Raw genomic sequence first — 21067 nt, forward strand, 5'->3', positions numbered from 1 at the left:
CATCCTTAAGAGTGCAAAGACTTATGGCAAAGCGTGACTATTACGAAGTATTGGGTGTTGAGCGTGGCACAAGCGAAGCGGACCTGAAAAAGGCCTACCGTCGCTTGGCGATGAAGCACCACCCGGACCGTAATCCCGATGACAAAGCGTCGGAAGAGATGTTCAAGGAGGCCAACGAGGCCTACGAAGTGCTGTCCGATTCCAGCAAGCGCGCGGCGTACGACCAATACGGTCATGCCGGTGTCGACCCAAGCATGGGTGGCGGCGGTGCCGGGTTTGGCGGTCAGAACTTCTCCGACATCTTTGGCGATGTCTTCAGTGACTTCTTCGGTGGCGGTCGCGGCGGTGCTCGTGGCGGCGCTCAGCGCGGCAGCGACCTGCGTTACACCCTGGAACTGAATCTGGAAGAAGCGGTACGCGGTACCACCGTGAATATCCGCGTTCCGACACTGGTCAACTGCAAGCCGTGCGATGGCTCGGGCGCCAAGAAAGGCTCTTCGCCAGTCACTTGCCCGACGTGCGGCGGTATCGGTCAGGTCCGCATGCAGCAAGGTTTCTTCTCGGTGCAGCAGACCTGCCCGCGCTGCCATGGCCAGGGCAAGATCATTTCCGACCCGTGCAACTCCTGCAACGGTGACGGTCGCGTTGAAGAATACAAAACCCTTTCCGTGAAAGTGCCGGCCGGTGTCGACACCGGTGACCGCATTCGTCTGTCCGGCGAAGGCGAGGCGGGCGCTCAGGGTGGTCCGACGGGCGATCTGTACGTGGTGATCAACGTGCGCGAGCACGCGATCTTCCAGCGTGACGGCAAGCACTTGTTCTGCGAAGTGCCGATCAGTTTCGTCGATGCAGCGTTGGGTGGCGAGCTGGAGATTCCGACCCTTGATGGTCGGGTCAAATTGAAAATCCCTGAGGGGACTCAGACCGGCAAGCAGTTCCGTGTTCGCGGCAAAGGCGTTGCGCCTGTGCGTGGCGGCGGTGCTGGTGACCTGATGTGCCGTGTGGCGGTGGAAACTCCGGTCAATCTGGGCCGTCGTCAGCGCGAATTGCTGGAAGAGTTCCGCAGCTCCCTGGCAGACGACAACAGCCATTCGCCGAAAACCACCGGTTGGTTCGAAGGCGTGAAGCGCTTCTTCGGCGATCTGTAAGGAGTGAGCATGCGACGTATAGCTGTGATGGGCGCCGCTGGCCGCATGGGCAAGATCCTGGTCGAAGCGGTGCAGCAACGCGCACCGCTGACGGGTCTGACAGCCGCCATCGTGCGCCCTGGCAGCACGCTGATTGGCGTGGATGCTGGCGAGCTGGCTTCGCTGGGGCGTATCGGTGTGCCGTTGTCCGGTAATCTGGATGCGGTCGCGGATGAATTCGATGTGTTGATCGATTTCACGCTGCCGGAAGTCATGCTGAAAAACCTGGCGTTCTGCCGCAAGGCGGGCAAAGCCATGGTCATCGGCACGACGGGGCTCGACGCTGCGCAGAAGCAGTTGCTGGCCGAGGCGGGCAAGGACATTCCTATCGTGTTCGCGGCCAACTTCAGTGTTGGTGTGAACCTGTCGCTGAAGCTGCTCGACATGGCTGCCCGCGTGCTGGGTGATGATGCGGACATCGAGATCATCGAAGCTCATCATCGGCACAAGATCGATGCGCCTTCCGGCACCGCCCTGCGTATGGGGGAGGTGATTGCCAGTGCGCTGGATCGTGACCTGCAGAAGGTCGCGGTCTACGGGCGTGAAGGCCACACCGGTGTGCGCGAGCGTGAAACGATCGGTTTTGCCACTGTGCGCGGCGGTGATGTGGTCGGTGATCACACCGTGCTGTTCGCTTGTGAGGGCGAGCGCCTGGAAATCACGCATAAAGCGTCCAGTCGCATGACCTTCGCCAAGGGCGCTGTGCGTGCGGCGTTGTGGCTGGACAGTCGTGAGCCTGGCCTCTACGACATGCAAGACGTGCTCGACCTGCGTTAAGATGCAGCCGAAACCGGGTTCCAACATTGCGTTTGGGCCCGGTTTTATTACGCCAAGCGACGTCCTGTCGCATTCTCCGGCCTTTAGGGCTCATTGGCGGTAGACCAAAAAAGCCTTTTTCTGTAAGCTACAGCTTTAGTGTGTCCACTAAAAGCGCGCAGAATAATTCAGTGAAGAAGCGGGGTGACGTGTCCATACGTCACTCCGCTTTTTTACAACCTGCGATCGCCCTTTCAGGCTTTATTTACGGGAGGTCTTCTTGACTAAGCCAGCCATACTCGCCCTTGCTGATGGCAGCATTTTTCGCGGCGAAGCCATTGGAGCCGACGGTCAAACCGTTGGTGAGGTGGTGTTTAACACCGCAATGACCGGCTATCAGGAAATCCTTACCGATCCTTCCTACGCCCAACAGATCGTTACCCTGACTTACCCGCACATCGGCAACACCGGCACCACGCCGGAAGACGCTGAGTCCAACCGCGTCTGGTCCGCTGGCCTGGTCATCCGTGATCTGCCGCTGGTTGCGAGCAACTGGCGTAACACGATGTCCCTGTCCGACTACCTGAAAGCCAACAACGTTGTGGCAATCGCCGGTATCGACACCCGCCGCCTGACGCGCATCCTGCGTGAGAAAGGCGCGCAGAACGGCTGCATCATGGCCGGTGACAACATTTCCGAAGAAGTGGCCATCGCCGCGGCTCAAGGCTTCCCTGGCCTCAAAGGCATGGATCTGGCGAAAGTCGTCAGCACCAAGGAAACCTACGAGTGGCGCTCGACTGTCTGGGAGTTGAAAACCGACAGCCACGCGACCATCGACGCTTCCGAGCTGCCGTACCACGTGGTTGCCTACGACTACGGCGTCAAGCTCAACATCCTGCGCATGCTGGTCGAGCGCGGTTGCCGTGTGACCGTGGTGCCGGCGCAAACGCCTGCTGCTGACGTGCTGGCGATGAAGCCGGACGGCGTGTTCCTGTCCAACGGCCCTGGCGACCCGGAGCCTTGCGACTACGCGATCCAGGCGATCAAGGACGTGCTGGAAACCGAGATTCCAGTATTCGGCATCTGCCTCGGTCACCAACTGCTGGCCCTGGCCTCCGGCGCCAAGACCCTGAAAATGGGCCACGGCCACCACGGTGCCAACCACCCGGTCCAGGATCTGGACAGCGGCGTGGTGATGATCACCAGCCAGAACCACGGTTTTGCCGTAGACGAAGCGACCCTGCCAGCCAACGTTCGTGCGATTCACAAATCGCTGTTCGACGGCACCCTGCAAGGCATCGAGCGTACCGACAAGAGCGCCTTCAGCTTCCAGGGTCACCCGGAAGCCAGCCCTGGCCCGAACGACGTAGCGCCATTGTTCGATCGCTTCATCAACGAAATGGCCAAGCGACGCTGATCGCTCGCCTTGATGCAGCAAAGCTTGAGGGCGGTCCCGACATCGGCGGCCCCCTCAAGGCTTCAAAGATTGAACAAGACGGCTTGCCGACTGACCTGCGGATTTGAGTGACAAACCCATGCCAAAACGTACAGACATTAAAAGCATCCTGATTCTCGGCGCTGGCCCGATCGTTATCGGCCAGGCCTGCGAATTCGACTACTCCGGCGCCCAGGCCTGCAAAGCCCTGCGCGAAGAGGGTTACCGCGTCATCCTGGTGAACTCCAACCCAGCGACCATCATGACCGACCCGGACATGGCCGACGCCACCTACATCGAACCGATCAAATGGCAGACCGTTGCCAAGATCATCGAGAAAGAGCGTCCGGACGCGCTGCTGCCAACCATGGGCGGCCAGACCGCTCTGAACTGCGCACTGGACCTGGAGCGCGAAGGCGTTCTGGAGAAGTTCGGCGTAGAGATGATCGGTGCCAACGCTGACACCATCGACAAGGCTGAAGACCGTTCGCGCTTCGACAAGGCGATGAAGTCCATCGGTCTGGACTGCCCGCGTTCGGGTATCGCCCACAGCATGGAAGAGGCCAACGCCGTTCTTGAGCGCCTGGGCTTCCCGTGCATCATCCGTCCGTCCTTCACCATGGGCGGCACCGGCGGCGGTATCGCTTACAACCGTGAAGAGTTCGAAGAAATCTGCGCCCGTGGTCTGGACCTGTCGCCGACCAAAGAGCTGCTGATCGACGAATCCCTGATCGGCTGGAAAGAATACGAGATGGAGGTTGTCCGCGATAAGAAGGACAACTGCATCATCGTCTGCTCCATTGAAAACTTTGACCCGATGGGCGTGCACACCGGTGACTCGATCACTGTTGCGCCGGCACAGACCCTGACGGACAAGGAATACCAGATCATGCGTAACGCCTCCCTGGCGGTACTGCGCGAGATCGGCGTGGAAACCGGCGGTTCCAACGTTCAGTTCGGCATCTGCCCGGACACTGGTCGTATGGTCGTCATCGAGATGAACCCGCGGGTATCCCGTTCCTCGGCCCTGGCCTCGAAAGCCACCGGTTTCCCGATTGCGCGTATCGCTGCCAAGTTGGCGATCGGCTATACCCTGGACGAGCTGCAGAACGAAATCACCGGCGGCGCTACGCCGGCGTCGTTCGAGCCGTCGATCGACTACGTCGTCACCAAGCTGCCGCGTTTCGCCTTCGAGAAATTCCCGAAAGCCGACGCACGCCTGACCACTCAAATGAAGTCGGTCGGTGAAGTCATGGCCATCGGCCGGACCTTCCAGGAATCCCTGCAGAAAGCCCTGCGCGGCCTGGAAGTGGGCGTTTGCGGTCTGGACGAGAAGCTCGACCTGGGCAACCCGGAAAGCATGAGCATCCTCAAGCGTGAACTGACCGTGCCGGGCGCCGAGCGCATCTGGTACGTGGCTGACGCCTTCCGCGCCGGCCTGTCGGTCGAAGACATCTTCGGCATGAACATGATCGACCCGTGGTTCCTGGTACAGATCGAAGATCTGATCAAGGAAGAAGAGAAGGTCAAGACCCTGGGTCTGGCCAGCATCGACCGCGACTTGATGTTCAAGCTCAAGCGCAAAGGCTTCTCGGACATGCGTCTGGCCAAGCTGCTGGGCGTGACCGAAAAAGCATTGCGTCGCCACCGTCACAAGCTGGAGATCTTCCCGGTCTACAAGCGCGTTGACACCTGCGCTGCCGAGTTCGCCACCGACACCGCCTACATGTACTCGACTTACGAGGAAGAGTGCGAAGCCGCGCCGTCGGGTCGCGACAAGATCATGATCCTCGGCGGCGGTCCAAACCGTATCGGCCAGGGCATCGAGTTCGACTACTGCTGCGTACACGCGGCACTGGCCCTGCGCGAAGACGGTTACGAGACCATCATGGTCAACTGCAACCCGGAAACCGTTTCCACCGACTACGACACCTCCGATCGCCTGTACTTCGAACCAGTAACCCTGGAAGACGTGCTGGAAATCTGCCGGGTCGAGAAGCCGAAAGGCGTGATCGTCCAGTACGGCGGTCAGACTCCGTTGAAACTGGCTCGCGCCCTGGAAGAGGCCGGCGTGCCGATCATCGGTACCAGCCCTGACGCCATCGACCGTGCCGAAGACCGTGAGCGCTTCCAGCAAATGGTTGAGCGTCTGAACCTGCGTCAGCCGCCAAACGCCACCGTGCGCAGCGAAGACGAAGCGATTCGTGCCGCGGCCAAGATCGGTTACCCGCTGGTGGTTCGTCCGTCCTACGTACTGGGCGGCCGTGCGATGGAAATCGTCTACGAAGAAGAAGAACTCAAGCGCTACCTGCGTGACGCAGTGAAAGTGTCCAACGACAGCCCGGTGCTGCTCGACCACTTCCTCAACTGCGCCATCGAAATGGACGTGGATGCAGTTTGCGACGGCACCGACGTGGTGATCGGCGCGATCATGCAGCACATCGAGCAGGCCGGTGTTCACTCCGGTGACTCCGCATGCTCCCTGCCGCCGTACTCGCTGCCTGCGCACATCCAGGACGAGATGCGCGAACAGGTCAAGAAAATGGCCCTGGAACTGGGCGTTGTCGGCCTGATGAACGTTCAGTTGGCGCTGCAAGGCGAAGATATCTACGTCATCGAAGTCAACCCGCGCGCTTCCCGTACCGTACCGTTCGTGTCGAAGTGCATCGGTGTTTCCCTGGCAATGATCGCGGCGCGCGTCATGGCCGGCAAAACCCTGAAAGAAATCGGCTTCACCAAAGAAATCATCCCGAACTTCTACAGCGTGAAAGAGGCGGTCTTCCCGTTCGCCAAATTCCCTGGCGTGGACCCGATCCTGGGCCCAGAGATGAAGTCCACCGGTGAAGTGATGGGCGTGGGCGACACCTTCGGCGAAGCGTTCGCCAAGGCTCAGATGGGCGCCAGCGAAGTGCTGCCGACCGGCGGTACCGCGTTCATCAGCGTGCGTGACGACGACAAGCCACTGGTTGCAGGCGTGGCCCGTGATCTGATCAACTTGGGCTTCGAAGTGGTTGCCACTGCCGGTACTGCCAAGCTGATCGAAGCCGCAGGCCTGAAAGTGCGCCGTGTGAACAAGGTGACTGAAGGTCGTCCGCACGTGGTCGACATGATCAAGAATGACGAAGTCACCCTGATCATCAACACCACCGAAGGTCGCCAGTCGATTGCTGACTCGTACTCCATTCGTCGTAATGCCTTGCAGCACAAAATCTACTGCACCACCACCATTGCTGCTGGCGAAGCCATCTGCGAAGCGCTGAAGTTCGGTCCCGAGAAGACCGTACGCCGCTTGCAGGATCTACACGCAGGATTGAAGGCATGATCAAGTACCCAATGACCGTCCAGGGCGCGAAAGCCCTGGAAGAAGAACACGCTCACCTGACCAAGGTCGTCCGTCCGAAGCTCAGCCAGGACATCGGTACGGCCCGGGAATTGGGTGACTTGAAGGAAAACGCCGAATACCACGCTGCTCGCGAGCAGCAAGGTATGGTCGAGGCGCGGATTCGTGACATCGAAGGCCGGATTCAGAATCAGGTCATCATCGACGTCACGAGCATTCCTCACACCGGTAAAGTGATTTTCGGCACCACTGTTGAAATCGCCAACGTCGAGACCGATGAGCGCGTCACTTACCACATCGTGGGCGAGGACGAGGCTGACTTCAAACTCGGCAAGATTTCGGTAGGTTCGCCATTGGCCCGTGCCTTGATTGCCAAGGAAGAGGGTGATGTGGTTGCCGTGAAAACGCCGGGTGGCGTTATCGAGTACGAGATTGTCGAAGTCCGCCACATCTGAAAGAAGGCGCCCGCTGCGTGCGGGCGCCATGCTTTGGCAGCTGACTCAGATGTTGTGGGTCGGCGGCTTGTGGCTGTTACACATCGGTCTGCTGCCGGTGCTGGGCCAAATTGGCCTGGCACCGCTGCTGATCGAAGAAATTGCAGGCATGCTGAATGCGCTGATGGTGGGTTTCGCCTCTGCGTGTGTAATTTTTCAGGCTTTGGTGCTGGTTCAGGCCGAGGGCCTTGCCAGTCTATGGCGCGATATTCGCGGGCAACTGCTGATGATGGCGCTGTATGCGTGTGCGATGTTTTTCGCGGTGCGTATCGGCTGGCCGGATGCAGTGCGTTGGCAGGTGTTCAGCTATCTTGTTCTGGGCTTTTCCGGGCTGGTGCTGGTCTTGCAGCCGGTACCGGGATGGAGCGGCAGGGTGCGCGAAGCACACCCTTGACCCTTGCCATCACTTGAAGCGATGGACGTTCGACAGCTGCTTGTTGACGCTGAAGTTCTTGCGGTAAATCAGTGCCATCTTGCCGATGACTTGAACCAGATCCGCTTTGCCGACCTTGCAGAGTTCTGCAATGGACGCCAGGCGCGATTCGCGATCGAGGATGTTGAGCTTGATTTTGATCAGCTCGTGATCCGCCAAAGCGCGTTCAAGTTCGGCTAGCACACCTTCAGTCAGACCGTTGTCAGCCACAATCAAAACTGGTTTCAGATGGTGGCCAATGGATTTGTACTGTTTCTTCTGCTCTTGAGTGAGCGGCATAATCTGACCCTTTCGTCTGGATTCTGTAAAATGGCGGCCATTTTACCCGAGGGTTCGTGGATCCGCCCAACTAATCACGACCCTTATCATCGAGGTGCCCAATGGCGCGTTCCAAGACAAGCCTTGGTTGGCTGAAAAGACATGTCAACGATCCCTATGTGAAGCAGGCGCAGAAGGATGGTTACCGCTCGCGTGCGAGTTACAAGCTTCTGGAGGTCCAGGAGAAATACAAGCTGATCCGTCCGGGTATGAGCGTTGTCGACCTGGGCGCGGCGCCCGGCGGCTGGTCGCAGGTCACCAGTCGGCTGATCGGTGGTCAGGGGCGTCTGATCGCCTCGGACATTCTGGAAATGGACAGCATTCCGGACGTGACTTTCATCCAGGGTGACTTCACCGAGGACAAAGTGCTCGCTCAGATCCTTGAAGCCGTCGGTAATTCGCAGGTGGACCTTGTGATTTCCGATATGGCCCCCAATATGAGTGGTACGCCTGAGGTGGACATGCCAAAAGCCATGTTTCTATGTGAGCTGGCTCTTGATCTGGCTGCCCGGATACTCAAGCCGGGTGGTAATTTCGTGATCAAGGTGTTTCAGGGCGAAGGGTTTGATGCTTACGTGAAGGACGCTCGTCAGAAATTCGACAAGGTCCAGATGATCAAGCCGGACTCTTCTCGTGGCAGTTCCCGCGAGCAATACATGCTGGCTTGGGGCTACCGCGGTCGTAGTGAGTAAATCGAGGTTTTTTTGCGGGGCGATAGGTTTTTCGTATTTCGCCTTGTGGGAATTAGCGAATATTGTGTAGGAAGTGTTTCACAAAGGGTTACAGACGGCGCCTGCCAGTGTTGTAGGTAATGTAGTAAGTTAGGCCGGTGAATATCATGCGAAGCGCGCGCCATTAGCGGCGCTTGCTTCAGAGGGTAGTTAATTGAACGATATGGCAAAGAATCTGATCCTGTGGTTGATCATCGCGGCTGTCCTGGTGACAGTGATGAACAACTTCTCCAGCCCTAACGAGCCGCAGACCCTCAACTATTCCGACTTCATCCAGCAGGTCAAGGATGGCAAGGTCGAGCGCGTAGCCGTTGATGGCTATGTGATTACCGGTAAGCGCAACGATGGCGACAGCTTCAAGACCATTCGTCCTGCTATCCAGGACAACGGTCTGATCGGCGATCTCGTGGACAACCACGTGGTAGTCGAAGGCAAGCAGCCTGAGCAGCAAAGCATCTGGACTCAACTGCTGGTCGCGAGCTTCCCGATCCTGGTGATCATCGCCGTGTTCATGTTCTTCATGCGGCAGATGCAGGGCGGTGCCGGAGGCAAGGGCGGGCCGATGAGCTTCGGCAAGAGCAAGGCGCGCCTGCTCTCCGAAGACCAGGTGAAAACTACCCTGGCTGACGTTGCCGGTTGCGACGAAGCCAAGGAAGAAGTCGGCGAGCTGGTCGAATTCCTCCGCGATCCGGGCAAGTTCCAGCGTCTGGGCGGCCGCATTCCTCGCGGCGTGCTGATGGTCGGTCCTCCGGGTACTGGTAAAACCTTGCTGGCCAAGGCAATTGCCGGTGAAGCCAAGGTGCCGTTCTTCACCATTTCCGGTTCCGACTTTGTCGAAATGTTCGTCGGTGTCGGTGCCAGCCGTGTTCGCGACATGTTCGAGCAAGCCAAAAAACACGCGCCATGCATCATCTTCATCGATGAAATCGACGCCGTCGGTCGCCATCGTGGCGCCGGCATGGGCGGTGGTCACGATGAGCGTGAGCAGACTCTCAACCAGTTGCTGGTAGAGATGGACGGCTTCGAAATGAATGACGGCATCATCGTCATCGCTGCAACCAACCGTCCGGACGTACTGGACCCTGCGTTGCTGCGTCCGGGCCGTTTCGACCGTCAGGTTGTGGTCGGGTTGCCGGATATCCGCGGTCGCGAGCAAATTCTCAAGGTCCACATGCGCAAAGTGCCAATGGGTGACGACGTCGCTCCGGCCGTGATCGCTCGTGGTACGCCTGGTTTCTCCGGTGCCGACCTTGCCAACCTGGTGAACGAGGCGTCGCTGTTCGCTGCCCGCACCGGCAAGCGCATTGTCGAGATGAAAGAATTCGAACTGGCGAAAGACAAGATCATGATGGGCGCCGAGCGCAAATCCATGGTCATGTCCGAGAAAGAGAAGCAGAACACCGCCTATCACGAAGCAGGTCACGCTATTGTTGGTCGCGTCGTGCCTGAGCATGACCCGGTCTACAAAGTGTCGATCATCCCGCGCGGTCGTGCGCTGGGTGTGACCATGTTCCTGCCGGAAGAAGATCGCTACAGCCTGTCCAAGCGTGCGTTGATCAGCCAGATCTGTTCGCTGTACGGCGGCCGTATCGCTGAAGAGATGACTTTGGGCTTTGACGGTGTCACCACCGGTGCATCCAACGACATCATGCGTGCCAGTCAGATTGCACGGAACATGGTGACCAAGTGGGGTCTGTCGGAGAAACTCGGTCCGTTGATGTACGCCGAAGAAGAGGGCGAAGTGTTCCTCGGTCGCGGCGGCGGTGGTCAGAGTGCAAGCTTCTCCGGTGAGACAGCCAAACTGATCGACTCCGAAGTGCGCAGCATCATTGACCAGTGCTATGGCACGGCCAAACAGATCCTCACGGATAACCGTGACAAGCTCGACGCCATGGCTGATGCCCTGATGAAGTACGAAACGATCGACGCCGATCAGATCGACGACATCATGGCGGGTCGTACGCCTCGCGAACCTCGCGACTGGTCGGGCGGCACCGGTACCTCCGGAACGCCTCCGGTGGTACAGGATGAGCGCCCGGAAACACCGATCGGCGGTCCGGCTGCTGACGTTTAAGGTTTGAAATGACTTCTGTTCAGTCCTCGACCCGGTTGCCTTGCGGCAACCGGGTTCTTGATTTGGCCCAGACGCATGTCATGGGCATTCTCAATGTCACCCCTGATTCCTTTTCCGATGGCGGCCAATACAGCCAGCTCGATGCGGCCTTGCGCCACGCCGAAGCCATGGTGCTGGCCGGCGCGACGCTGATTGATGTCGGTGGCGAATCGACCCGGCCCGGTGCCAGGGCGGTTTCGCCGCTCGAAGAGCTGGAGCGCGTAGCGCCAATTGTCGAGCGCATCAACCGCGAGCTGGATGTGATTATCTCGGTCGATACCTCCACGCCAGCGGTCATGCGTGAAGCGGCTCGGCTGGGTGCGGGTTTGATCAATGACGTTCGTTCGTTGCGTCGAGAGGGTGCTCTGGATGCGGCGGCCGCCACTGGCCTGCCGGTCTGTCTGATGCATATGCTCGGTGAGCCGGGCGACATGCAGGACAATCCGCATTATCAGGATGTCACCCGAGAGGTCGGCGAGTTTCTTGTCGAGCGCATGGCGCAGTGTGCGTCAGTCGGAATTCCGGCTGAGCGGATCATCCTGGATCCGGGTTTCGGCTTCGCCAAAACCTTGCAGCACAACCTTAGCTTGTTCAAACATATGGAAGTCCTGCATGCCTTGGGGCGGCCCCTGTTGGTCGGGGTTTCGCGAAAGAGCATGATAGGTCAGGCCTTGAATCGCCCGGTCGGTGAGCGACTGCATGGCGGTTTGGCACTCGCGGCGCTGGCTTCATTCAAGGGGGCGCGTATATTGCGCGTCCATGATGTGGCCGAAACCGTCGATGTGGTGCGGATGATCGCCGCAGTGGAATCAGCCGAATAAGAATGATGGAGCACTTATGACTAAGAAATATTTTGGCACCGACGGTATTCGTGGTCGGGTCGGCGTGTACCCGATTACCCCTGAATTCATGCTCAAGCTCGGCTGGGCTGCGGGCATGGCGTTCCGCAAAATGGGCGCCTGCAAAGTGTTGGTAGGCAAGGACACCCGGATCTCGGGATACATGTTCGAATCGGCGCTCGAGGCCGGGCTGACTTCGGCGGGTGCCGACGTGATGCTCCTGGGCCCGATGCCGACGCCGGCCATCGCCTACCTGACGCGTACGTTCCATGCCGAAGCAGGCATCGTGATCAGTGCCTCGCACAATCCTCACGATGACAACGGCATCAAGTTTTTCTCCGGCAAGGGCACCAAGCTGCCGGATGAAGTCGAGCATATGATCGAAGAGTTGCTCGACACCCCGATGACCGTGGTTGAGTCGAGCAAGATCGGCAAAGTGTCGCGAATCAACGATGCTTCGGGCCGTTATATTGAATTCTGCAAGAGCAGCGTGCCGACCGGCACCAGCTTTACGGGCCTGAAGATCGTGATCGATTGCGCTCACGGTGCGACCTACAAAGTGGCACCGAGTGTGTTCCGCGAGTTGGGCGCCGAGGTTGTTGTGCTTTCAGCGCAGCCAAACGGCCTGAACATCAATGACAACTGCGGTTCGACCCATATGGGGCAGTTGCAGGCTGCCGTTCTTGCCGAACATGCTGATCTCGGTATTGCGTTCGATGGTGATGGCGACCGGGTCCTGATGGTCGATCACACGGGTGCTGTTGTCGATGGTGACGAGCTGCTGTTCATCATCGCCCGCGACTTGCATGAGCGTGATCTGCTGAAAGGCGGTGTGGTCGGAACATTGATGAGTAACCTGGGGCTGGAGCTGGCCCTGGCAGATCTGTCGATTCCGTTTGTGCGTGCCAACGTCGGTGACCGTTATGTGATCGCGGATCTGCTGGAGCGCAACTGGCTGGTCGGTGGTGAGAACTCGGGTCATATCGTCTGCTTCAATCACACCACCACCGGTGATGCGATCATTGCAGCGTTGCAGGTGTTGATGGCATTGCAGACTCGCTCCGAAGGGCTGGCTCAAGCCCGTCAGTCGCTGCGCAAGTGTCCTCAGGTGCTGATCAACGTGCGTTTCAGTGGCGGTGCGAGCCCTCTGGATCATCCGTCGGTCAAAGAGGCCAGCGAGCGCGTTACCAAGGCCATGGCTGGGCGTGGGCGCGTGCTGTTGCGCAAGTCCGGCACCGAGCCGTTGGTGCGTGTCATGGTCGAAGGCGAGGACGAAACACAAGTTCGCGGCTATGCCGAAGAGCTGGCAAAACTGGTTACTGAAGTTTCTGCCTGAATTCGGCTTGCCAGCCATGATTGTGTTGGGTAACATCTGCGCCCACTTTGACCGACGAGGTACAGCATGCGTCGCCCTATGGTAGCTGGTAACTGGAAGATGCACGGTACCCGCGCCAGCGTCGCTGAGCTGATCAACGGCCTGAGTCATTTGGCCTTGCCGAGCGGTGTTGATGTCGCGGTATTCCCGTCTTTCCTGCATATCAATCAAGTGATTGATGGTTTGAAAGGCAAGTCGATTTCGGTCGGCGCGCAGAACTCTGCAGTGGAATCCATGCAAGGTGCTTTGACCGGCGAAGTTGCACCGAGTCAGTTGGTGGATGCAGGTTGTACCTTTGTACTTGTCGGGCATTCCGAGCGCCGCCAAATGGGCGAGCAGGACGGAATGCTGATTCGCAAGTTCGCAGCGGCACAGGCATGTGGCTTGATTCCAGTGTTGTGTATAGGGGAGACCCTGGAGCAACGCGAAGCTGGAAAAACTCTTGAGGTTGTCGGGCGTCAGCTTGGCAGTATCATTGAGGAGCTGGGTGTTGGTGCTTTTGCAAATGCAGTCATTGCTTATGAGCCGGTCTGGGCCATTGGCACCGGGCTGACTGCTTCGCCGCAACAGGCGCAGGATGTGCACGCAGCCATTCGCGCTCAGTTGGCGGCAGAGAATTCTGAGGTCGCACAAGGTGTGCGGCTTCTATACGGCGGCAGCGTGAAGGCGGCCAATGCGGTCGAACTGTTCGGCATGCCGGATATCGATGGGGGGCTCATTGGTGGAGCTTCCCTGAATGCAGATGAGTTCGGTGCGATTATTCGCGCCGCGGGAAACTGAAAAAATGCTGGAAACAGTCGTAGTCGTTTTTCATCTGCTGGGTGCATTGGGCGTAGTTGCTCTGGTATTGCTGCAGCAGGGTAAGGGTGCGGATGCTGGCGCGTCTTTCGGAGCAGGTGCTTCAAATACTGTGTTCGGAAGCCAAGGTTCCTCTACCTTTCTTAGTAAGTTTACTGCTATACTTGCCGCCGGTTTCTTCATAACCAGCTTAGGGTTAGGTTACTTTGCTAAAGAGAAGGCTCACCAGCTGACTCAAGTAGGTTTGCCAAATCCAGCAGTGTTGGAAGTTCCAAAGCAACAACCGGCTTCTGATGATGTACCGGTGCTTCAAGAGCAAAAGTCGGCTACTCCAGCGACTGACGTACCTCCAGCTCAAGAGCAGAAGTAAGAAGGGTTTCAAACGTAGTATTGCCGAGGTGGTGGAATTGGTAGACACGCAACCTTGAGGTGGTTGTGCCCATAGGGTGTAGGGGTTCGAGTCCCCTTCTCGGTACCAATTATCAGGAGAGCCCGCTGTTGCGGGCTTTCTTGTAGGTGGAAGGTTACATTGACCCTGTCAGGGATCGGTCGTATACTTCCGCCCCAGCTTTGTCGCGGGGTGGAGCAGTCTGGTAGCTCGTCGGGCTCATAACCCGAAGGTCGTCGGTTCAAATCCGGCCCCCGCAACCAGTTTAAGGAGCCCCTTTTAAGGGGCTTTTTGTTAGCTGGACACTTTCTACGCCGCTGTTCGACGGCGTTTCAAGGATGGGCGTTTCGCCCATTTTTTTATTTTGCATAGCATGCACATACATGCACGAGGGGGTTCAGGTGTCGAGCAAGCTAGAAGAGTTGCAGGCCTTGTTGGCCCCGGTGGTCGTGGCCCTAGGCTATGAATGCTGGGGTATTGAGTTTTCGGCTCAAGGTCGCCACTCAATGTTGCGCGTTTATATTGATAAAGAAGGCGGCGTGCTGGTGGACGATTGCGCCATCGTCAGCCGTCAGATCAGCGGTGTCCTGGATGTTGAAGATCCAATCGCCGTTGAGTACACCCTTGAAGTTTCCTCGCCTGGCATGGAACGCCCGCTGTTCACTATTGAGCAGTTTGCAAAATTTGCCGGTGAACAAGTGAAGATCAGGCTGCGCTCGCCTTTTGAAGGGCGACGCAACTTTCAGGGCCTTCTGCGCGGTGTAGAAGAGCAGGATGTCGTGGTGCAGGTAGAAGACCACGAGTTCCTGTTGCCGATCGATATGATCGACAAGGCCAACATTATTCCCAGTTTTGACTGAGACGCGGATCCCGCGGATCCAATGGCTTGCGAAAGGCGAGGCGTACGATGAGCAAAGAAGTACTGCTGGTTGTTGAGTCGGTATCCAATGAAAAGGGCGTACCGGCAAACGTAATTTTTGAAGCGCTGGAGCTGGCTCTGGCCACTGCTACCAAAAAGCGTTTCGAGGACGAAGTCGATCTGCGTGTGGAAATCAATCGCCACACCGGTGCTTACGAGACCTTCCGTCGCTGGACGGTTGTCGAAGAAGCAGACCTGGACGATCCGGCCATCGAAACCTGGCCGAGCAAGGTTGCCGAAACGCATCCTGGTGCCCAGGTTGGTGATGTAGTCGAAGAAAAAATCGAATCCATCGAGTTCGGCCGCATTGCTGCACAGACTGCCAAGCAAGTCATCGTGCAGAAAGTTCGCGAAGCCGAGCGCGCTCAAGTCGTTGACGCCTATCGCGAGCGCCTGGGGGAAATCATCTCCGGCACCGTGAAGAAAGTGACCCGCGACAATGTGATCGTCGACCTGGGCAACAACGCTGAAGCGTTGCTGGCTCGTGAAGACATCATCTCTCGCGAAACCTTCCGGGTTGGCGTGCGTCTGCGTGCGCTGCTCAAGGAAATCCGCACCGAGAACCGCGGCCCGCAGCTGATCCTGTCGCGTACCGCGCCGGAAATGCTGATCGAGTTGTTCCGCATCGAAGTGCCGGAAATCGCTGAAGGCCTGATCGAAGTAATGGCTGCCTCCCGTGACCCGGGTTCGCGCGCCAAAATCGCGGTCCGCTCCAAGGACAAACGCATCGACCCGCAGGGCGCTTGCATCGGTATGCGCGGTTCGCGCGTCCAGGCAGTGTCGGGTGAGTTGGGCGGTGAGCGTGTTGATATCGTCCTGTGGGACGACAACCCGGCTCAGTTCGTAATCAACGCCATGTCCCCGGCTGAGGTTGCGGCAATTATCGTTGACGAAGATGCCCATGCAATGGACATCGCCGTTGGCGCAGACAATCTGGCTCAGGCCATCGGTCGCGGTGGTCAGAACGTGCGTCTGGCTAGCCAGTTGACTGGCTGGACCCTGAACGTGATGACCGAATCGGACATCCAGGCTAAGCAGCAAGCAGAAACCGGCGACATCCTGCGCAACTTCATCGACGAGCTGGAAGTCGACGAAGACCTGGCACAGGTGCTGGTAGATGAAGGCTTCACCAGCCTGGAAGAGATTGCCTACGTACCGTTGGAAGAAATGCTCAACATCGACGGCTTTGACGAAGAAACCGTCAACGAGCTTCGCGCTCGTGCCAAGGATCGTTTGTTGACCAAAGCCATCGCTACTGAGGAAAAGCTGGCAGACGCCCATCCGGCCGAAGACCTGCTCTCGCTTGAGGGTATGGACAAGGATTTGGCGATGGAACTGGCGGTGCGCGGCGTAATTACCCGCGAAGACCTGGCCGAGCAGTCTATTGACGACCTGCTCGACATCGACGGCATTGACGATGATCGTGCCGGCAAGTTGATCATGGCCGCCCGAGCCCACTGGTTCGAGTAATTAGGCGCGGCCTGAGGAGAGAAGTGCATGACGCAAGTCACGGTGAAACAACTGGCCGATGAGGTCAAAACACCGGTAGAGCGCCTGTTGCAGCAGATGCGTGAGGCAGGTCTGCCGCACACCGCCGCCGAAGAACATGTGACTGACAGTGAGAAGCAATCTTTGCTGACTCACTTGAAAAGCAGCCACAAGGCGAAAGTGGAAGAACCACGCAAGATCACACTGCAGCGTAAAACCACCAGCACCCTGCGTGTTGCTGGCAGCAAAAGCATCAGTGTTGAAGTCCGTAAAAAGAAAGTTTTCGTACAGCGCAGCCCGGAAGAAATCGAAGCCGAGCGCAAACGCGAACTGGATGAACGTCGCGCAGTAGAAAATGCTGCTCGTCAGAAGGCTGAAGAAGAAGCCAAGCGTCGCGCCGAAGAAGAAGCGCGTCGCCAGCCTGCTGCTGCGCAAACCGCTACCAACGACGCTGTTGCAGCGCCGGTTGCCGTTGCCGAGCCAGTGCGTGAAAGCGCTCCGGTTATTGCAGCTGCTCCAGCTCCGTCTGCTGATGTTCGCAACAAGCAGAACGAACAGCGCCGTCCGGACAAACCACGTGCCGACGATAACAATCGTCGTGGCAGTGGCGATGGCGAGCGCAAAAACGCTCCGCATCGTGCTTCGGTTAAAGAGAAAGCGCCTGCTCCACGTGTTGCGCCACGTACTACCGACGAAGAAAGCGATGGCTTCCGTCGTGGTGGTCGCGGCAAGGCCAAGCTGAAGAAACGCAACGCTCACGGTTTCCAGAGCCCAACCGGCCCTGTAGTGCGCGAAGTGAAGATCGGCGAGACCATCACTGTTGGCGATCTTGCCCAGCAGATGTCGGTCAAGGCTGCTGAAATCATCAAGTTCATGTTCAAACTGGGTACCCCAGCGACCATCAACCAGGTACTGGATCAGGAAACTGCCCAACTGGTTGCCGAAGAGCTGGGCCACAAAGTGACCCTGGTCAGCGACACCGCCCTGGAAGATTCCCTGGCCGAGTCCCTGAAGTTTGAAGGTGAAGCGTTCTCCCGTGCTCCGGTCGTGACCGTAATGGGCCACGTTGACCACGGTAAGACCTCGCTGCTCGACTACATCCGTCGTGCCAAGGTTGCTGCTGGCGAAGCCGGCGGTATCACCCAGCACATCGGTGCATACCACGTTGAAACCGAACGCGGCATGGTCACCTTCCTCGACACCCCTGGTCACGCCGCGTTTACCGCTATGCGTGCTCGTGGTGCCAAGGCGACCGACATCGTGATCCTGGTGGTTGCAGCGGACGACGGCGTGATGCCGCAGACCGTTGAAGCCGTTCAGCACGCCAAGGCTGCCGGTGTTCCGCTGGTTGTAGCTGTGAACAAAATCGACAAGCCGGGCGCCGATCTCGATCGCATCCGTAGCGAACTGTCGGTTCACGGCGTGACTTCGGAAGAGTGGGGCGGCGACACCCCGTTCGTATCGGTTTCGGCGAAAGTCGGTACTGGCGTGGACGAGTTGCTCGAAGCTGTTCTGCTGCAAGCTGAAGTTCTCGAACTGAAAGCAACTCCGTCGGCTCCGGGTCGTGGCGTTGTGGTTGAATCGCGTCTCGACAAAGGTCGTGGCCCGGTTGCTACCGTTCTGGTTCAAGACGGTACCCTGCGCCAAGGCGACATGGTCCTGGTCGGTTCGAACTATGGCCGTGTACGTGCCATGCTCGACGAGAACGGCAAGCCAATCAAAGAAGCCGGTCCTTCCATCCCTGTCGAGATCCTCGGCCTGGACGGTACGCCGGATGCTGGCGACGAGATGAGCGTGGTTGCCGACGAGAAGAAAGCCCGTGAAGTGGCTCTGTTCCGTCAAGGCAAGTTCCGCGAAGTCAAGCTGGCCCGTGCTCACGCCGGCAAGCTTGAAAACATCTTCGAGAACATGGGTCAGGAAGAGAAGAAGACGCTCAACATCGTCCTCAAATCCGACGTCCGTGGTTCGCTGGAAGCGTTGAACGGTGCCTTGAATGGCCTGGGTAACGACGAAGTGCAAGTGCGTGTTGTCGGTGGCGGTGTCGGTGGTATCACCGAGTCCGACGCTAACCTGGCACTGGCCTCCAACGCTGTACTGTTCGGCTTCAACGTGCGTGCCGATGCCGGCGCTCGCAAGATCGTCGAGCAGGAAGGTCTGGATATGCGTTACTACAACGTGATCTACGACATCATCGAAGACGTCAAGAAAGCCCTGACCGGTATGCTCGGCAGTGATGTTCGCGAGAACATCCTGGGTGTGGCCGAAGTGCGTGACGTGTTCCGTTCGCCGAAGTTTGGCGCGATCGCCGGTTGCATGGTTATCGAAGGTGTTGTTCACCGTAACCGTCCAATCCGTGTACTGCGTGAAGACATCGTTATCTTCGAAGGCGAGCTGGAATCCCTGCGCCGCTTCAAGGATGACGCTTCCGAAGTACGTGCCGGCATGGAATGCGGTATCGGCGTGAAGAGCTACAACGACGTCAAAGTCGGTGACAAGATCGAAGTCTTCGAGAAGGTTCAGGTTGCTCGCAGCCTCTAACTCGCGCACTTCAAGGGCCACGATGGGCCGCTGCATGCAAATGCGCGGCACAGCGTCAGGACTCTAAACGCAACGCCCGGTCTGGCTTTTGTCAGGCCGGGCGTTTGCCGCTTTCAGACCCCACGGGTTTCACCGTGAGGCAGTAACAGGTAACAAGACATGGCAAAAGAATATAGCCGTACCCAGCGTATCGGCGATCAGATGCAGCGTGAGCTGGCACAGCTGATCCGTCGTGAAGTCAAAGATCCGCGCGTAGGCCTGGTCACCATTACCGCTGTTGAAGTCAGTCGTGACGTCGGTCACGCCAAGATTTTCATCACCGTGATGGGCCAGGACAGCGCCGAAGATATCGCGCAAAGCATCAAGGTGCTCAACTCCGCCGCCGGTTTCCTGCGTATGCAGTTGGCCCGCGAAATGAAGTTGCGCAGCGTTCCGCAGTTGCACTTCCACTACGACGAAAGCGTCGTGCGTGGTGCGCACCTGTCGGCCCTGATCGAGCGTGCGGTGGCTGAAGACAATCAGCACCCGGTTGCGGCAGAAGTCGAAGACACCAAGGAGTAATCGGTGGCTCAGGTCAAACGTATCCGTCGTAACGTCAGCGGCATTATCCTGCTCGACAAACCGCTGGGGTTCACCTCCAACGCAGCGTTGCAGAAGGTTCGCTGGTTGCTGAACGCCGAGAAGGCCGGGCACACCGGCAGTCTTGATCCGCTGGCCACCGGCGTGTTGCCGTTGTGCTTCGGTGAGGCGACCAAGTTCTCGCAATACCTGCTCGATTCCGACAAGGGTTATGAAACCCTGGCGCAGCTAGGCAAAACCACCACCACGGCGGATGCCGAAGGTGAAGTTTTGCAGGAGCGCCCGGTGACCGTTGGTCGATCCGATGTCGAAGCGGTGCTGCCGAATTTTCGTGGGCAAATCAGTCAGATACCGCCGATGTACTCGGCGCTCAAGCGTGATGGCCAGCCGCTGTACAAGCTGGCACGTGCAGGCGAAGTAGTGGAGCGCGAACCGCGTTCTGTTACTATTGCGCGCTTGGAATTGCTGGCCTTTGAAGGTGATACTGCGCGGCTTGCGGTGGATTGCAGCAAAGGCACCTATATCCGCACCCTGGTGGAGGATATCGGTGAGCAACTCGGTTGTGGCGCTTACGTTGCTGAATTGCGACGTACCCAGGCCGGGCCTTTCACGCTGGCGCAGACTGTCACGCTTGAAGAGCTGGAAGCGGTACATGCCGAAGGTGGCAACGAAGCAGTCGACCGCTTCCTGATGCCATCGGACAGCGGCCTGCTGGATTGGCCACTGCTGCAGTTCTCGGAAGCGAGCGCGTTCTACTGGCTCAACGGCCAGCCGGTTCGCGCCCCGGATGCTCCGAAGTTCGGCATGGTACGGGTACAGGATCACAATGGTCGCTTCATCGGTATCGGTGAAGTGAGCGAAGACGGGCGCATCGCGCCGCGTCGATTGATTCGGTCAGAATGACCGGACGAGGGTGGCTGTTAACAGGCACGGTCACTACTCATTTTTAGATACAGGGATTTGTCCCTGGCCTGTTGAAACTGTTTCTTTGAAACAGTTTCCTGATAAAAGGATTGCCTCATGGCTCTCGACGTTCAAGAAAAAGCTCAAATCGTAGCTGACTACCAGCAAGCTGTTGGTGACACTGGTTCGCCAGAAGTGCAAGTTGCACTGCTGACCCACAACATCAACAAGCTGCAAGGTCACTTCAAGGCCAACGGTAAAGATCACCACTCCCGTCGTGGTCTGATCCGCATGGTAAACCAGCGTCGTAAGCTGCTGGACTACCTGAAAGGCAAGGATCTGGGTCGTTATCAGACTCTGATCGGTCGCCTGGGTCTGCGTCGCTAATAAGCGATTGCGCTAGAGGTTGGTTGTCTGCCGTGCATCAGTGGGT

General features: G+C 58.1%; 19 protein-coding genes and 2 tRNA genes. 20 read left to right on the forward strand and 1 reads right to left on the reverse strand.

The features are described 5' to 3' along the window. The first annotated feature begins 23 nt into the window (after window positions 1-23). The 6 genes from dnaJ to KGA97_RS13715 all read left to right on the forward strand — a co-directional run bounded on the left by dnaJ (window position 24) and on the right by KGA97_RS13715 (window position 7606). Complete coding sequence (dnaJ, locus tag KGA97_RS13690; protein WP_008029785.1) at window positions 24-1148, forward strand: molecular chaperone DnaJ; 1125 nt, start codon at window positions 24-26, stop codon at window positions 1146-1148. Between the two features lie 9 nt (window positions 1149-1157). Beyond that, window positions 1158-1964 (forward strand): 4-hydroxy-tetrahydrodipicolinate reductase, encoded by an 807-nt coding sequence (gene dapB, locus KGA97_RS13695; RefSeq protein ID WP_008036522.1) that lies wholly within the window; start codon window positions 1158-1160, stop codon window positions 1962-1964. A gap of 259 nt (window positions 1965-2223) precedes the next feature. Continuing rightward, the gene (gene carA / locus KGA97_RS13700) at window positions 2224-3360 is read left to right on the forward strand and encodes a glutamine-hydrolyzing carbamoyl-phosphate synthase small subunit (RefSeq protein WP_223480926.1); all 1137 of its coding nucleotides are present in this window, start codon (window positions 2224-2226) and stop codon (window positions 3358-3360) included. 118 nt (window positions 3361-3478) lie between these two features. Continuing rightward, window positions 3479-6700: a carbamoyl-phosphate synthase large subunit gene (gene carB, locus KGA97_RS13705; RefSeq protein WP_008029777.1), complete on the forward strand. Its 3222-nt coding sequence runs from the start codon at window positions 3479-3481 to the stop codon at window positions 6698-6700. Then, window positions 6697-7173, forward strand: coding sequence for a transcription elongation factor GreA (greA, locus tag KGA97_RS13710; protein ID WP_008029775.1), 477 nt, complete (start codon window positions 6697-6699; stop codon window positions 7171-7173). Before carB ends, greA begins: the two co-directional genes overlap by 4 nt. A gap of 28 nt (window positions 7174-7201) precedes the next feature. Beyond that, window positions 7202-7606: a hypothetical protein gene (locus KGA97_RS13715; RefSeq protein WP_008036520.1), complete on the forward strand. Its 405-nt coding sequence runs from the start codon at window positions 7202-7204 to the stop codon at window positions 7604-7606. A gap of 9 nt (window positions 7607-7615) precedes the next feature. Here KGA97_RS13715 and KGA97_RS13720 read toward each other — a convergent pair whose 3' ends face one another. Next, the gene (locus KGA97_RS13720; protein ID WP_007942889.1) at window positions 7616-7924 is read right to left on the reverse strand and encodes a YhbY family RNA-binding protein; all 309 of its coding nucleotides are present in this window, start codon (window positions 7922-7924) and stop codon (window positions 7616-7618) included. 101 nt (window positions 7925-8025) lie between these two features. Here KGA97_RS13720 and rlmE point away from each other — a divergent pair, with 101 nt between their 5' ends. The 14 genes from rlmE (at window position 8026) to rpsO (ending at window position 21021) form a co-directional block, all read left to right on the forward strand. Further along, window positions 8026-8655, forward strand: coding sequence for a 23S rRNA (uridine(2552)-2'-O)-methyltransferase RlmE (gene rlmE, locus KGA97_RS13725; RefSeq protein WP_192227691.1), 630 nt, complete (start codon window positions 8026-8028; stop codon window positions 8653-8655). Between the two features lie 202 nt (window positions 8656-8857). Further along, a complete protein-coding gene (gene ftsH, locus KGA97_RS13730) occupies window positions 8858-10768 on the forward strand; it encodes an ATP-dependent zinc metalloprotease FtsH (RefSeq protein ID WP_032828773.1) in 1911 nt (636 codons plus the stop codon). Between the two features lie 8 nt (window positions 10769-10776). Continuing rightward, window positions 10777-11628: a dihydropteroate synthase gene (gene folP / locus KGA97_RS13735; protein WP_192227692.1), complete on the forward strand. Its 852-nt coding sequence runs from the start codon at window positions 10777-10779 to the stop codon at window positions 11626-11628. A 16-nt stretch (window positions 11629-11644) separates the two neighbouring features. Next, window positions 11645-12982, forward strand: coding sequence for a phosphoglucosamine mutase (glmM, locus tag KGA97_RS13740; RefSeq protein ID WP_192227693.1), 1338 nt, complete (start codon window positions 11645-11647; stop codon window positions 12980-12982). A gap of 66 nt (window positions 12983-13048) precedes the next feature. After that, complete coding sequence (gene tpiA, locus KGA97_RS13745; protein WP_223480927.1) at window positions 13049-13801, forward strand: triose-phosphate isomerase; 753 nt, start codon at window positions 13049-13051, stop codon at window positions 13799-13801. 4 nt (window positions 13802-13805) lie between these two features. After that, complete coding sequence (secG, locus tag KGA97_RS13750) at window positions 13806-14189, forward strand: preprotein translocase subunit SecG (RefSeq protein ID WP_017336473.1); 384 nt, start codon at window positions 13806-13808, stop codon at window positions 14187-14189. 22 nt (window positions 14190-14211) lie between these two features. Next, window positions 14212-14297, forward strand: a tRNA-Leu gene (locus KGA97_RS13755). Between the two features lie 96 nt (window positions 14298-14393). Then, window positions 14394-14470, forward strand: a tRNA-Met gene (locus KGA97_RS13760). 138 nt (window positions 14471-14608) lie between these two features. After that, window positions 14609-15067 carry a ribosome maturation factor RimP gene (gene rimP / locus KGA97_RS13765; protein WP_032828556.1) on the forward strand — a complete coding sequence of 153 codons (459 nt, stop codon included), beginning with the start codon at window positions 14609-14611 and terminating at the stop codon, window positions 15065-15067. A 47-nt stretch (window positions 15068-15114) separates the two neighbouring features. Further along, on the forward strand, window positions 15115-16596 hold the full coding sequence (nusA, locus tag KGA97_RS13770; protein ID WP_008024459.1) for a transcription termination factor NusA: 1482 nt from the start codon (window positions 15115-15117) through the stop codon (window positions 16594-16596). A gap of 27 nt (window positions 16597-16623) precedes the next feature. Next, entirely contained in the window at window positions 16624-19152 is a 2529-nt protein-coding gene (gene infB / locus KGA97_RS13775) for a translation initiation factor IF-2 (protein WP_192417423.1), read from the forward strand. A 159-nt stretch (window positions 19153-19311) separates the two neighbouring features. After that, window positions 19312-19713: a 30S ribosome-binding factor RbfA gene (rbfA, locus tag KGA97_RS13780; RefSeq protein ID WP_008024456.1), complete on the forward strand. Its 402-nt coding sequence runs from the start codon at window positions 19312-19314 to the stop codon at window positions 19711-19713. A 3-nt stretch (window positions 19714-19716) separates the two neighbouring features. Further along, window positions 19717-20634 (forward strand): tRNA pseudouridine(55) synthase TruB, encoded by a 918-nt coding sequence (gene truB / locus KGA97_RS13785; RefSeq protein ID WP_223480928.1) that lies wholly within the window; start codon window positions 19717-19719, stop codon window positions 20632-20634. Window positions 20635-20751: 117 nt separating this feature from the next. Further along, window positions 20752-21021, forward strand: a complete 270-nt coding sequence (gene rpsO, locus KGA97_RS13790; RefSeq protein ID WP_003177875.1) for a 30S ribosomal protein S15 — start codon at window positions 20752-20754, stop codon at window positions 21019-21021. Window positions 21022-21067 lie beyond the last annotated feature (46 nt).

It is taken from the genome of Pseudomonas sp. BF-B-15 (assembly GCF_019946675.1).
Classification (GTDB): Bacteria; Pseudomonadota; Gammaproteobacteria; order Pseudomonadales; family Pseudomonadaceae; genus Aquipseudomonas; species Aquipseudomonas migulae.